Genomic DNA, 13,357 nt, shown 5'->3' with positions numbered 1-13,357 from the left:
GGCTTACTCCAGCCCCGAGGCTCAGACGCTGTGTGATGGTCCGCGTGTGCTTGTGTGGCTGTGCCGTCGTAGGCTTTTCACCGTGCAGCAGAAGTGGTCTTCAGATGCTCAGGGCGGACAACGGTGGCGAGGCCTCGCTTCGATTCCGGCGGACTGGGGCCGATGTGTGCTCACAATCGGCGTCTTCGACGGAGTTCACAGGGGGCACGCCAGGCTGATCAAGAAGGCGGTCGAGGAGGCCCGGCGCCTCGGGGTCCCCAGCGTGCTGATGACGTTTGATCCCCACCCCTCAGAGGTCGTACGCCCGGGTTCACATCCGGCCCAGCTCACAACACTGACGCGCCGCGCTGAACTGGTTGAAGAACTAGGCATCGACGTCTTTTGCGTCATGCCGTTCACCGTCGAGCTGTCGCGTCTCTCCCCGGAAGCCTTCGTGCACGAGATTCTGGTTGAGCGACTTCACGTCGCAGAAGTTGTCGTAGGCGACAACTTCACGTTCGGGCGCAAAGCAGCCGGAGATGTTGACACGCTGCGCCTCCTTGGCAGTCGCTTCGGGTTCAACGTGCATGGTGTCGGCTTGCTTGCCGAACACGAGGTCACCTTCTCGTCCACCTATATTCGCGCGTGCGTGGATGCAGGGGATATGGACGCCGCCACGGAGGCTCTCGGCCGTCCGCACCGGATCGAAGGGGTCATCGTTCGCGGGGATGGCCGCGGAAAGTCTCTTGGATATCCGACTGCCAATGTCGCACCGCCTATGTACACCGGGATCCCCGCGGACGGTGTATACGCGGGCTGGTTTACCGTGATCGGCCCCGGCGCGGTCAAAGGCACGATAGACCCAGGGGAGCGGTGCATGGCCGCGATATCTGTCGGGACGAATCCCACTTTTTCGGGTACCGCGCGAACGGTGGAAGCTTATGTCCTTGGGGTGGATGCTGACCTATACGGCCAGCACGCGGCCGTGGATTTCGTCCAGCGGCTGCGGGGGATGCGGCGCTTCGGGTCCGTCGACGAACTCATCGAGGCGATGGGCGGCGATGTAGCGCAGACAGAGGAAGTACTCAGGGCTGTCTGACTCTCATCTTCATCTCGGCGAGAAACCCGTCGCGCAATGCGAACCGGGCATCTTCCGCGACGAACTCAACGCTCATCGCGGCGCACGCTAGGTGCAAGAGATCCGAGTCCACTCGCTGGGGCACCTGCGGTGTACCCGCGAGGAACTGCACGATGCGTGCGCGCTGCTCCTTGGATGACGTATCCCACCAGCGCTGCGCGTACCGCTCACCAATCCGGCGGGGTTCGCCCTGGGTGTCCACGACCAACTGGGCGCCAACGCGACTGAGCACGGATAGCGGAATCAAGTCTGTCTCTTTGACGGCGCGTTTCCTCGGGATAAATCGTGGCATCGCTACAGGCGAGGGAATCGGGCTGGACACAGTTTCTCCCGCTGGCTCAGGATCGGTGTCTGGGCCGGCTGATTGCTGTGCAGGAGGCTTTGCTTCTGCTGCGGCCTTCGCCTCAGCTGATTCTTTCTCCTGGGCTGGTTCTGCTGTGCGGGCTGATACCGCGGGATGACCGGCGTCGCCCGCAGCAGCAGGAGCGGCCTGCACGGTCCGTGAATCGGTAGCTGCAGGCGGAGCCGCCGCGGCGTCGTCCGCGATGTGATGCTCACCGAGGGAGAAGTCGATCGCGGGACCCTCAGCGGGGCGTCCACGGTACTGGAGGTCGAGAAATATCTGCGGGTCGAGTGCGAGCACATGATCGGCTGCACCCTTGAGCCGGCGCGATACGGTGTCCCCGCCATCGAGGTACCACAGGCCGGTGCGGACACCCTCGCTGGCGGCCGCCTCGAGCGCAGGAATCAGATCCGCATCACCGGCAAAAACAATGATCTCAGCCGCAGCCCCTTTTATTGCTGCTGTGACCACGTCCGCAACCAGTCGGGTATCGACGCCCTTCTGGCGGGGGAAGCCATCGACGAAATAGAGAGTGCCAGTGCGTAAGCATGCGCCGGGAGTGTCGCGAATGAGCTGATGGTGCATAATCGGAGCCCCGCTGTCCGGCTCCGCGTCGTACCACATCTGGCGCAATACGCGTACCTCGGGATGGTGCCGCTGAGCGAGTTCGCCGATCAGCCGGATCAGCGCGACCTGGTCGATCCCGAGTTGCTGACGATTGGCTTTACCCGTCAGTTCTTGCAGCGTGAGCCACAGGTATCCCGCGTCGATATACATAATTGCGTTATCGGGCCGGAACTGGGGCATCTGGGGGTCACCTAACTAAGTCGGTCGGCTTCACAGTCCATCATCCACTGCCGCCTCCTGGTATGGGACCGGACTGACGCAATCCCTGTTCAGCGCTGGTGGTGCGAAGGCGCAAGAATTCCTGGGTACGAGCCGGCGGCACGGTTCTGTTACGATTGACCGCTGGTACGGCTGCGGTTCGCGGTGGCTGTGCCGATGAACGTGCGCGGAAATGCTGTTAGACCGGCATTTCACTGCGGGTTCATAATCATCGCGCGGACGTGATTCAGGAGATTATCCGTGGCACTGGATACCCAGACAAAGAAGGACGTTCTCAAGGAGTATGGACTCCACGAGAGCGACACCGGATCCCCCGAGGCACAGGTCGCGCTTCTCACGACGCGCATCGTTGGCCTCACCGAGCACCTCAAAGAGCACAAGCACGACCACCACTCGCGTCGTGGCCTGCTGCTGCTCGTCGGCCGTCGCCGTCGCCTGCTCAAGTACTTGCAGCAGGTCGACATCCAGCGGTACCGCTCGCTGATCGAGCGCCTCGGCCTGCGCCGCTGATCCGGTTTCTCTTCCATCCTTGTCGGATGTGACGGGCCCGGTCGCTGCCCGCTAGGGCGGTGACCGGGCCCGTTGATGTATTCGTCAGTCCGTGTGGCGTCTTGACCATTATGTGTCGGCGTTGACTGGTAGTCTTCTGGAGGTTCATTCATGGAGTGAACGACGCTCTGCTGGGCAGAGTTGCCTCCTCGCGTCGGTCCTCGGTAGTGGCCGCCGGATGACGTCCTCCGGCCGCTTCGATCGAAGGCCGCGGTAGCGGAGGTGAGCAGCACGGACGCCCGTGCGCAGCACGCAGTCTGTGCTCTCTTGTCTGGCTGGGCGATGTGCGCGCTGTACTGGAACAGCTGCGCCAGAACCCAAATACCGCGCATGCGGTACAGAAGAAAATTCGAGAGTGAGAAATACTGAATGACTGACAACACCGATCACGAACCGCGCATCTTCGAAAGCTCGGTAGTGCTCGATAACGGCCGATTCGGCAAGCGAACGATTCGCTTCGAAACCGGCCACCTCGCCCAGCAAGCCGCTGGAGCTGTCGTCGCGTACCTCGACGAAGAGACAATGCTGCTGTCGGCCACCACCGTGTCGAAGCAGCCGAAGGAGCACTTCGACTTCTTTCCGCTGACGGTCGACGTCGAAGAGCGTATGTACGCGGCGGGCCGCATCCCCGGTTCATTTTTCCGCCGCGAAGGACGCCCCTCAACGGACGCGATCCTCACCTGCCGTCTTATCGACCGGCCGCTGCGCCCCACATTCGTCGAAGGTGTGCGTAACGAGGTCCAGGTCGTCATCACGGTCATGAGCCTCGACCCTGAGCACATGTACGACGTTGTGGCCATCAACGCGGCTTCCGCGTCTACTCAGCTTTCGGGCCTCCCGTTCTCGGGGCCGATCGGTGGCGTGCGCGTTGCGCTGATCGAAGGGCAGTGGGTTGCATTCCCGACCGTGAAGCAGCTCGAAGACGCCGTGTTCGACATGGTCGTGGCGGGCCGCATCGTTTCAGGCTCCGGGGACAATGCTGACGTCGCCATCATGATGGTGGAGGCCGAAGCCACCGACGATGTGATCAAACTGATTGACGCAGGCGCGCAGGCACCGACTGAAGATGTCGTTGCGGAAGGCCTCGAAGCAGCCAAGCCGTTCATTGCCAAGCTGTGCGAAGCTCAGCAGGCACTGGCACGCGGTGCAGCCAAGGAGACCGCTGATTTCCCGCTGTTCCCGCCCTACCAGGAGGACGTGTACGCGGCTGTCTCGGATATCGCCACCGAGCCGCTAGTCCAGGCCCTGACGATCGCGGGGAAGCATGAGCGTGAAGAGCGTCTCGACGAGATCAAGGCCGAGGTGCTCGACCAGCTCGCCGGGAAGTTCGAGGGACGCGAGAAGGAGCTTGGTGCTGCTTTCCGGTCGCTGACGAAGAAGCAGGTGCGTCGCCGCATCATCACTGATCACTTCCGCATCGACGGCCGCGGCATCACCGACATTCGCTCACTTGCCGCAGAGGTCGCCATTATCCCGCGGGCACACGGCAGTGCGCTGTTCGAGCGTGGTGAAACCCAGATTCTCGGCGTCACCACGCTGGACATGGTGAAGATGGCGCAGCAGATCGACTCGCTTGGCCCGGAAAAGTCGAAGCGTTACATGCACCACTACAACTTCCCGCCTTACTCGACCGGTGAGACTGGCCGCGTGGGCACGCCGAAGCGCCGCGAAATCGGTCACGGTGCGCTTGCGGAGCGGGCACTCGTGCCTGTGCTGCCGAGCGTGGAGGAGTTCCCCTACGCGATTCGTCAGGTCTCCGAGGCACTCGGATCCAATGGTTCGACGTCGATGGGTTCGGTGTGTGCCGCTACGTTGTCAATGCTCAACGCTGGCGTGCCGCTGAAAGCACCGGTCGCAGGTATCGCGATGGGTCTGGTGTCCGAGGACGCCGAGACCGCGGACGGGAAGACAGAGCGCCGCTACGTTGCTCTGACTGACATCCTCGGCGCGGAGGATGCCTTCGGCGACATGGACTTCAAGGTAGCGGGAACCAAGGACTTCGTGACCGCACTGCAGCTTGACACGAAGCTCGATGGTATTCCGTCGACGGTTCTCGCTGGTGCTCTCAGCCAGGCGCGCGACGCACGCCTCACGATTCTCGATGTGATGGCTGAGGCGATCGACCGCCCCGACGACATGAGTCCGTATGCGCCGCGAATCACGACGATCAAGGTCCCCGTTGACAAGATCGGTGAAGTGATTGGCCCGAAGGGCAAGGTCATCAACCAGATCACCGAGGAAACCGGTGCGTCGATTTCAATTGAGGACGACGGAACTATTTTCGTCGGGGCCACCGACGGCCCGTCGGCTCAGGCTGCGATCGACCGAATCAACCAAATCGCTAACCCGCAGCAGCCGCAGGTCGGTGATCGCTTCCTGGGCACGGTCGTCAAGACCACCGCTTTCGGGGCGTTTGTCTCCCTGCTCCCCGGCCGCGATGGGCTCGTGCACATCTCCAAGCTCGGTGGCGGAAAGCGGATCGCTAAGGTGGAAGATGTGGTGAGCGTCGGCAGCAAGCTGCGCGTCGAGATCACTGACATCGACAACCGCGGGAAGATCAGTCTCGTACCTCTCGATGAGGAGTCCGAGACCGGAGAGACAGCAGAATCCAGCACTGATGGTCAGAACGAATCAGTTGCCAGCGAGCCAGCCTCGAACGAATAGTTCCGGGCAGCTGAATAACAGTTACTGCGCGCAGGCGGCCCAGGATTCCAGTGAGGGTCCTGGCCGCCTGCTCGTCGCAGAGGGAGAACCCGGTCCAGTACAGCGTTCGCTGCTGCCTGAGGGACTAAGGGTAGTGACCCAGCACATCCCCGGCGTGCGGTCAGTATCTGTTGGCCTATGGGTCGGGGTCGGGTCACGCGACGAGCACCCTGACCACGCCGGGGCGGCGCATTTCCTTGAACATTTGTTGTTCAAGGCCACCCCGACGAGATCTGCGCTCGATATCGCCGAAGCAGTGGATGCGGTGGGTGGAGAGTTCAACGCTTTCACCGCCCGCGAGCACACCTGCTTCTATGCGCATGTGATTGACGACGATCTTCCACTAGCACTGGACCTGGTCTCCGACGTCGTTCTGCGCGGCCGCTGCAGGAGCGAGGACGTTGAGATCGAGCGCAGTGTCGTGCTTGAAGAGATCGCGATGCGCGACGATGACCCTGAAGATCTGCTTGGTGACGCTTTTCTCTCCGCACTTTTCGCGAACCATCCGATCGGCCGTCCCGTGATCGGGTCATCGGAATCAGTTGAAGCCATGACGCGACGACAGTTGCACGGCTTCCATACACGCCGTTATCGGCCGGATCGCATGGTGATCGCGGCTGCAGGGAACCTCCGCCACGAACCCGTGGTTGACCTGGTGCGCTCGTTCTTTGGTGACGCACTCAGGTCAGATGCCGCGCCGGTGCCTCGCCGGGAGGGTAAGTTGGCGGTCCGCCACGCCCCGCGGATCGCGCTGCTTGACAGGGATAGCGAACAGGCACACGTCTCTCTGGGTGTACGCGCGTTCGGCCGCCATGATCCACGCCGTTGGGCGCTGTCGGTACTAAACACTGCCGTTGGCGGCGGCATGAGTTCCAGGCTTTTCCAGGAGATTCGTGAAAAGCGTGGTCTTGCGTACTCGGTGTACTCGGGCGTCGATACCTTCGCTGACGCGGGCGCGTTCTCGGTCTACGCAGGGTGCCAGCCAGAATGCCTCGGTGACGTCATCACTCTTGTCACGGAGACGCTACGTGAGGTCGCCGAGCATGGCATCAGTGAGGCCGAGTGCCGCCGCGCAAAGGGTAATCTGCGGGGCCAGCTCGTGCTGGGGCTCGAGGACTCGTCGTCACGTATGCACCGCATTGGCCGCAGCGAACTCAGCTACGGCAACCACCTCTCCGTCGCCGATACTGTTGGCAGGATCAGCGCGGTGTCTGCGGAGGATGTTCGCGCCGTTGCGAATGACCTCCTCCGGCGTCCGTTTGGTGCCGCTGTTGTCGGACCGTACGGTGAAGTTGAGGCACTTCCCGCGCAGTTGAAGAGAATCTGCCGGACTGCCCGCGTCAATTGACCGGGCCAGTTCCATGAGTGAGGAGCACGATGACTGAGACGGGCACAATCCGAGTGGGTGTCCTGGGTGCGAAAGGCAAGGTCGGTACCGCGATCTGCGAAGCTGTCGAGGCGGCTTCAGATCTGACGCTCGTCGCGGCAGTGGACCGGGATGATTCTCTTTCCGATCTCACGGATAACGGTGCGCAGGTTGTCGTCGACTTCACGCACCCCGATGTGGTTATGGAAAACCTCGAGTTTCTCATCGGGAACGGCATACACGCTGTTGTGGGGACGACAGGATTCGATGAGGCACGTCTCGAACAGGTCCGGGGATGGCTCGCGCGCCAGCCGGAAGTGGGAGTGCTCATCGCGCCGAACTTCGCGATCGGCGCGGTGCTGTGCATGAAATTCGCTGAGCAGGCCGCGAGGTTTTTTGATTCGGCGGAGATCGTCGAACTGCATCATCCCAACAAGGCGGACGCGCCGTCGGGGACGGCGGCACGTACCGCGGATCTCATCGGCAGCGCACGCGACAATGCGGGCTGCCCGCCCATGCCGGATGCCACCTCGACCGCACTCTATGGCGCGCGGGGAGCGTCAGTTTCCGGGGTTCATGTGCATTCGATCCGGCTTGCTGGCCTCGTCGCCCACCAGGAGGTCCTGTTCGGCACGCAAGGGGAGACGCTGACGATCCGGCATGACTCGATCGATCGAACGTCGTTCGCTCCAGGTGTGCTGCTCGGAGTCCGTGGTGTCGCGCATCGTTCAGGACTGACCATTGGTATCGACCCCCTCATGGACCTGTGAAAACAAAACTCGCGATCGTCTTCATCTTCATCGCCCTCGGCTTCTATCTCGTGCTGATGGGCCGTCAGGGCATGCTCCTGATCACTAACGGGAACGCGGCAGCAACCACAATGGGCGTCGCGATCCTGGTCCTGCCGTTCCTGGGCGCGTACGTCGGGTATACGACACTGCGCGCAGGCTTTCAGCACTCACGGCTCGCGCAGCGCATCGGTGCCGAGGGCCTGGAACTCGACATCTCGGACTTGCCGAGGATGCCGTCGGGGCGGGTCAAGCGTGATGCAGCGGATGAACTGTTTGTCTCCGTCAGAGCGGAACTCGATGCGAAGCCGGACGACTGGCGGTGCTGGTACCGCGTCGCGCGCGCGTATGACATCGCGGGTGACCGGAAGCGGGCACGTGCAGCGATGGGCCGTGCAGTCGAACTCGAAAGGCTCGAATTAAAGGAGTGACGTTGTGAGCCCCACCCTGCTGGTCGTGCACCACACGCCTTCTCCCGGCACGCGGGAGCTGCTGGAGGCGGTTCTCGAGGGTGCGCGCGATCCCGAGATCGAGGGTGTCGACGTGCGGTCAGTTCCGGCTCTCGGCGCGACCGTCAGCGATTTTCTTGACGCGGACGGCTACCTATTCGGAACCACCGCGAACTTCGGATATATGTCCGGGGCGCTCAAGCATTTCTTCGATTCCGTCTATTATCCCGCGCTCGACGCAGTGGCGGGGCGCCCGTTCGGCCTGTGGGTGCATGGGAATCAAGACACGGTTGGTGCGGTGAAATCCGTCGAGAAGATCACCGCGGGGCTGGCGCTGAAATTGGTTGCGAAGCCACTCGAATTCCAGGGCCAGCCTGACGCGTCACTGAGAGAGCAATGCTACGAACTTGGCGCGACGCTTGCGGTGACGCTCCTCGAATGACCCGTCACTCCGGCCGGGCAGTGCCGCCTGACTCCGGCGCTTCACTGGTGCCTGAGCCTGTGCCTGTGCCAGTCTCGGGCTCCGGTGCTGGTGTGCGTGGCCGGGAGTGCGGAGGCTCCCAGGACCACTTGCCCTGGTCGCGCAGCGCGCCACGGACAGCCTGTGAAACCCACGAGTTCAGCGACACGCCATTGGCATTGGCGGCTTCCTCAGCACGTGCCTTGATGTTGTCCATCAACCGCAGCGTTACGCGCGAGATGTTGCCCCCGAGGTCGTCGAGGGCCTGCTCGAAGTCTGCGATGGGGTCGTAGGGAGGTTCGGGGGATTCAGCGTCGGCGTCGTGAATCACAACGACGTCAATACTGTCACCTGCCAAGCGCACCTCGACTGTGCGGTCGTCGACTTCGTCGGAGACCTCTTTGGCGAGGTCGCTGAGAGCGGTCATCAAGATGAGCCGCAGGGACGGCTCTGCCGCTTTGGCAAGCGCCGCCGCCACCTCTTTGGCTCGGTCATCACCGAGAGAAGCAGCAGAAAGCAAGTCGTCGCGGAAGCGATCGGTGTACCGGGAAAGATCCATGACACCACAGTGACGCCATAACTGACATCAGTCAAGGAAAGTATGATGTCAGTTTGGCGTCATCTGTATTGATGTGGGCTACTTGCCTTCCTCGATGAACTTCTTCAGGCCTTTAGATGCGGTCTCCAAGGCCATCTTTTGGCCTCGCTTGACAAGGAAACCTGGCATCGGGATCTTGAGATCTACCGTGAGATCGAACTTTACCGACGTGCCCTTTGCGGACGGCGTCAGCACGTAAGCGCCTGACTGAGCCTTCTGCTGGCCACTAGGCTCGACCAGTTCCCAGCTGACGTTGTTATCCCCGAATGAATACTCAACGAGTTGCTCGTCGCTGACTCCCATGGTGGAGATCGCCATCCACACCTGAGCTGGACGGCCATCGTCATGACGTGACTTCACTTCGACCTTCCGGTGCGAAGAGGACCACAGTGGCAGCGACTCCACGTCAGCGATCGCCTCCATGACTTTCTCCGGTGGTGCTTTGACGTCGAACTCGATGGATCCACTAACTGGCATGTGCCCGAACTCCTGACTCGTCGCGCTGTGAGAGATAATCAATGTGCTTCACGCATCCGCGAGTGAAGTCACGTGTAGGAGGATATCGGTGCCGGAGATCGTGCCGCTCAAGGTGCAGCTAGTCGCGAAGACAGAATTCTTCGCGCCCAGCGACGTTCCGTGGGAAACGGACGCTGACGGTGGGGAGGCGCTGGCGGAGTTCGCTGGGCGCGCCTGCTATCAGAGCTGGGACAAGCCCAATCCACGAACCGCGACCAATCTCGGTTATCTTCGCCACATCCTCGAGGTGGGGCACCTGTCGGTATTGGAGCACGGCTCAGCTACGTTTTACATCACAGGTATCTCGCGGTCGTGCACCCATGAGCTGATTCGGCACCGGCATTTCTCCTATTCCCAGTTGTCGCAGCGATTCGTGCATGAAGACGACGCGAATATCGTCGCGCCCCCGGCAATCGCAGGCGACCCCGAACTCGAAGCACTACTGAGCAAGGCCGCAGAGGTAACTCGCGAGGCCTACGTAGAGCTGCTGGAGGCTCTGCAGCAGAAGTTTGCGGAGATGCCCAATGCTCTGCTCCGGCGGAAACAGGCACGCCAGGCCGCACGATCAGTTCTCCCTAACGCGACTGAGACCCGCATCGTGGTGACGGGGAACTATCGTGCCTGGCGCCACTTCATCGGCATGCGAGCCACCGAACACGCAGACGTGGAAATCCGCGAACTGGCGATCGAATGCCTGCGGCAGCTCCAGAAGATTGCCCCTAATATCTTCGGGGATTTCGATATCGGCACGCTGTCCGACGGGAGCGAAGTTGCAACGAGCCCCTTTGTCACCGAAGGATAAGTGACACTAGAAGAAGTTTCCTGATCTCGTGCCGTCTGCCCGGCCACGGTTATTCGGTATCTGGCAAGCTGAAAGGTAGCGTAAGCACCATGACCACTGGTGTTCCGTCGTCGAACGCGGCGCGCGCGTTTGGCACCGTTGTGACCGCGATGGTCACGCCCTTCACGCCCGACGGCAAGCTGGACATAGACGCGGGCGTGAAGCTCGCTGACCATCTCGTCAGTGAGGGATGTGACGGACTCGTTCTCGGTGGCACCACCGGTGAGTCGCCAACCACCACCGATGACGAGAAGTCGACTCTGCTGCGCGCCGTCGTCGATGCCGTGGGTGGCCGTGCACGCGTTATCGCAGGCGCTGGAAGTTACGACACGTCGCACAGCATTGAACTCGCGCGGGCTTCCGCGCAAGCCGGTGCTCATGGCCTTCTCGTCGTCACGCCTTACTATTCGCGTCCCCCGCAGACTGGTCTGCTCGCGCATTTCCGCGCGGTCGCGGACGCAACGGACCTTCCCGTGATGCTTTATGACATCCCGCCGCGTTCGATCGTGCCGATCGCCCGCGACACCTTGTTCGCGCTGTCAGAGCATCCGCGAATCATCGCCGTCAAAGATGCGAAGGGTGATCTGAACCTCGGTGCGGAGATCATCGCGACAACTGGCCTTGAGTACTATTCCGGTGACGATCCGCTGAACCTCCCGTGGCTTTCCGTGGGGGCTGTGGGATTCGTCAGTGTCGCTGGGCATTTCGTCGCTGGCCGACTGCGCAAAATGCTCGACGCGGCGAACATCGGCGACTACGCCCGCGCTCGCCGGCTGAACGCGTCGATGTTCCCGCTGTTCCGTGCCATCGCTGCGCTCGGTGGGGTATCTGCATCAAAGTCTGGATTGCGTTTGCTCAATATCGAGGCGGGCGACCCGCGACTACCGCAGGTCGGTCCCACCCACGAACAAGTACAGGCGCTGGCCGCCGAGATGCGAGCGGCCGGGGTATTGCAGTGAGCGAGTCACGTGTGGAGCGCGGACGCCGAGTGACGAGGTCCGCGGGACCACCGCAGCCGCCAGCAGTTCCGAAGAAGGGGACGTCCGTGTCACAAGCATCCGCGAAGTCTGCGGCACCTGTTTTCGATCCAACCGCCAAACTTGGTTTGCCGCCTGACGCGCCCCGCGACGGTCTACGGATCTACGCGCTCGGCGGAATCAGTGAAATCGGCCGCAACATGACAGTCTTTGAACACGCAGGGAAGCTGCTGATCATCGATTGTGGCGTGCTGTTCCCGGAGGACCAGCAGCCCGGCGTGGACCTTATTCTCCCGGACTTCCGGCCAATCGAAGACCGCATCAACGATGTGGTGGCGGTTGTGCTGACGCATGGACATGAGGATCACATCGGTGCCGTGCCCTTCCTTTTGCGGCTGCGGCCGGACCTCCCAGTTGTTGGGTCACGCTTCACGCTGGCGCTGGTGTCGGCGAAAGCGCGTGAACACCGGCTGAAACCCAATCTGACCGAGGTAACAGAGGGCGAACACTCGAGCTACGGGCCGTTTGACCTCGAGTTCTTTGCTGTCAATCATTCTATTCCGGACGCGCTTGCGATCGCGGTTCGCACGCCCGCAGGCCTTGCGCTCCACACTGGTGACATCAAACTCGATCAGTTGCCCCTCGATGGGCGACTCACTGACCTCGCGGGCTTCTCGCGGCTCGGTGATGAAGGCGTCGATATCCTGCTCGTCGATTCCACGAACGCTGAAGTCCCGGGCTTCGTAATGCCCGAACGGCAGATTGGTACCGCGCTAGACACGGTGATCGGGAAGGCGAAACAGCGAGTCATCGTGGCGTCATTCGCGAGCCACGTCCACCGCATCCAGCAGGTCGTTGACGTCGCGCACCGCTATGGCCGCAAGGTCACGTTCGTCGGCCGTTCCATGGTGCGGAACATGAAAATTGCGCAGGACCTCGGCTATTTGTCTATGCCGGACGGTGTGGAAGTTGACATGGATACCGCGTCGAAGCTTCCAGACGACAAGCTCGTGCTTGTGTCCACGGGCTCGCAGGGGGAACCACTCTCGGCACTCTCCCGGATGGCGCGGGGCGAACACAACCAGATCAACATTCGCGCCAACGATCTCGTCGTCCTTGCGTCGTCCCTGATCCCTGGTAACGAGAACTCCGTCTTTGCCGTCGTCAACGGTCTCGCGAAGCGAGGCGCGACAGTGGTGACACAAGCGCACGCAAAGATCCACGTGTCCGGCCATGCCTCCGCGGGCGAGCTGTTGTTCATCTACAACGCCGTCAGACCCTCGAATGTGATGCCTGTTCATGGAGAATGGCGGCACCTCCGGGCGAACGCCGCGCTTGCCGAGGCTACAGGCGTGCCTACCGACCAGATCATGCTCGCTGAGGATGGTGTCGTCGTCGACATGGTTGATGGCGTGGCCCGGATCGCCGGTCGATTCCCGGTCGGTCATGTCTACGTCGACGGGTTATCCGTCGGCGACGTCGGTGAGTCAACGCTGTCTGACCGGCTGATTCTCGGTGAGGGCGGATTCATTGCGATAACCGTCGCGATTGATGTGAACACCGGAAAGGCGGTGAGCACACCGGAGGTCGCGGGTCGTGGATTCTCCGACGATCCGGCCGCGTTGAAGAATGCGGTCGAACTGGTCGAAGCAGAACTCGCCCGCCTAGAGGCCGAAGGGGTCACCGACGCCCATCGCATCGCTCAGGGGGTGCGCCGGACAGTAGGACGCTGGGTCGCGGAGAAGTACCGGCGGCGCCCAATGATCATTCCGACGATCATGGAAGTCGGCGGCGGGTAGCGACT

General features: G+C 61.9%; 13 protein-coding genes. 10 read left to right on the top strand and 3 right to left on the bottom strand.

The genetic code is table 11. The features are described from left to right. Window positions 1-82 precede the first annotated feature (82 nt). Entirely contained in the window at window positions 83-1,078 is a 996-nt protein-coding gene (locus FHU29_RS14780) for a bifunctional riboflavin kinase/FAD synthetase (protein WP_064440591.1), read from the top strand. On the opposite strand, the gene FHU29_RS14775 is transcribed toward FHU29_RS14780, so the two are convergent. After that, entirely contained in the window at window positions 1,065-2,267 is a 1,203-nt protein-coding gene (locus FHU29_RS14775) for an NYN domain-containing protein (protein WP_064440481.1), read from the bottom strand. The genes FHU29_RS14780 and FHU29_RS14775 overlap by 14 nt on opposite strands. A gap of 279 nt (window positions 2,268-2,546) precedes the next feature. Between FHU29_RS14775 and rpsO the strand changes: the two genes are divergently transcribed. From rpsO to FHU29_RS14745, 6 genes are all read left to right on the top strand, one after another. Continuing rightward, complete coding sequence (gene rpsO / locus FHU29_RS14770) at window positions 2,547-2,816, top strand: 30S ribosomal protein S15 (protein ID WP_064440480.1); 270 nt, start codon at window positions 2,547-2,549, stop codon at window positions 2,814-2,816. A gap of 408 nt (window positions 2,817-3,224) precedes the next feature. Beyond that, complete coding sequence (locus FHU29_RS14765; protein WP_064440479.1) at window positions 3,225-5,519, top strand: polyribonucleotide nucleotidyltransferase; 2,295 nt, start codon at window positions 3,225-3,227, stop codon at window positions 5,517-5,519. After that, window positions 5,491-6,906 (top strand): M16 family metallopeptidase, encoded by a 1,416-nt coding sequence (locus tag FHU29_RS14760; protein ID WP_423785887.1) that lies wholly within the window; start codon window positions 5,491-5,493, stop codon window positions 6,904-6,906. Before FHU29_RS14765 ends, FHU29_RS14760 begins: the two co-directional genes overlap by 29 nt. A gap of 29 nt (window positions 6,907-6,935) precedes the next feature. Continuing rightward, window positions 6,936-7,694 carry a 4-hydroxy-tetrahydrodipicolinate reductase gene (gene dapB, locus FHU29_RS14755; RefSeq protein ID WP_064440478.1) on the top strand — a complete coding sequence of 253 codons (759 nt, stop codon included), beginning with the start codon at window positions 6,936-6,938 and terminating at the stop codon, window positions 7,692-7,694. Further along, complete coding sequence (locus FHU29_RS14750; protein WP_064440477.1) at window positions 7,691-8,143, top strand: hypothetical protein; 453 nt, start codon at window positions 7,691-7,693, stop codon at window positions 8,141-8,143. The genes dapB and FHU29_RS14750 overlap by 4 nt, the downstream gene beginning before the upstream one ends. Window positions 8,144-8,147: 4 nt before the next feature. Further along, window positions 8,148-8,603, top strand: a complete 456-nt coding sequence (locus tag FHU29_RS14745) for a flavodoxin family protein (RefSeq protein WP_064440476.1) — start codon at window positions 8,148-8,150, stop codon at window positions 8,601-8,603. Between the two features lie 4 nt (window positions 8,604-8,607). On the opposite strand, the gene FHU29_RS14740 is transcribed toward FHU29_RS14745, so the two are convergent. Beyond that, window positions 8,608-9,180 carry a toxin-antitoxin system HicB family antitoxin gene (locus FHU29_RS14740; protein ID WP_064440475.1) on the bottom strand — a complete coding sequence of 191 codons (573 nt, stop codon included), beginning with the start codon at window positions 9,178-9,180 and terminating at the stop codon, window positions 8,608-8,610. Window positions 9,181-9,258: 78 nt separating this feature from the next. Next, complete coding sequence (locus tag FHU29_RS14735; protein ID WP_064440474.1) at window positions 9,259-9,696, bottom strand: SRPBCC family protein; 438 nt, start codon at window positions 9,694-9,696, stop codon at window positions 9,259-9,261. Window positions 9,697-9,784: 88 nt separating this feature from the next. Between FHU29_RS14735 and thyX the strand changes: the two genes are divergently transcribed. The 3 genes from thyX to FHU29_RS14720 all read left to right on the top strand — a co-directional run bounded on the left by thyX (window position 9,785) and on the right by FHU29_RS14720 (window position 13,352). Then, on the top strand, window positions 9,785-10,537 hold the full coding sequence (gene thyX, locus FHU29_RS14730) for an FAD-dependent thymidylate synthase (protein WP_064440473.1): 753 nt from the start codon (window positions 9,785-9,787) through the stop codon (window positions 10,535-10,537). An 89-nt stretch (window positions 10,538-10,626) separates the two neighbouring features. Further along, window positions 10,627-11,535, top strand: a complete 909-nt coding sequence (gene dapA / locus FHU29_RS14725; RefSeq protein WP_064440472.1) for a 4-hydroxy-tetrahydrodipicolinate synthase — start codon at window positions 10,627-10,629, stop codon at window positions 11,533-11,535. 86 nt (window positions 11,536-11,621) lie between these two features. Next, complete coding sequence (locus FHU29_RS14720) at window positions 11,622-13,352, top strand: ribonuclease J (protein ID WP_064440589.1); 1,731 nt, start codon at window positions 11,622-11,624, stop codon at window positions 13,350-13,352. The last annotated feature ends 5 nt before the right edge of the window (window positions 13,353-13,357 follow it).

The sequence above is a fragment of the Hoyosella altamirensis genome (assembly GCF_014191505.1).
GTDB classification, from domain to species: Bacteria; Actinomycetota; Actinomycetes; order Mycobacteriales; family Mycobacteriaceae; genus Hoyosella; species Hoyosella altamirensis.
This window is presented reverse-complemented; position numbering and strand designations above follow the sequence as displayed.

What these genes read in the sequence shown, in the direction of transcription:
- FHU29_RS14775 (WP_064440481.1), bottom strand. Translation starts at nt 2,267, where the DNA reads ATGCCCCAGTTCCGGCCCGATAACGCAATTATGTATATCGACGCGGGA.
- FHU29_RS14765 (WP_064440479.1), top strand. Translation starts at nt 3,225, where the DNA reads ATGACTGACAACACCGATCACGAACCGCGCATCTTCGAAAGCTCGGTA.
- dapB (WP_064440478.1), top strand. Translation starts at nt 6,936, where the DNA reads ATGACTGAGACGGGCACAATCCGAGTGGGTGTCCTGGGTGCGAAAGGC.
- FHU29_RS14740 (WP_064440475.1), bottom strand. Translation starts at nt 9,180, where the DNA reads ATGGATCTTTCCCGGTACACCGATCGCTTCCGCGACGACTTGCTTTCT.
- FHU29_RS14735 (WP_064440474.1), bottom strand. Translation starts at nt 9,696, where the DNA reads ATGCCAGTTAGTGGATCCATCGAGTTCGACGTCAAAGCACCACCGGAG.
- dapA (WP_064440472.1), top strand. Translation starts at nt 10,627, where the DNA reads ATGACCACTGGTGTTCCGTCGTCGAACGCGGCGCGCGCGTTTGGCACC.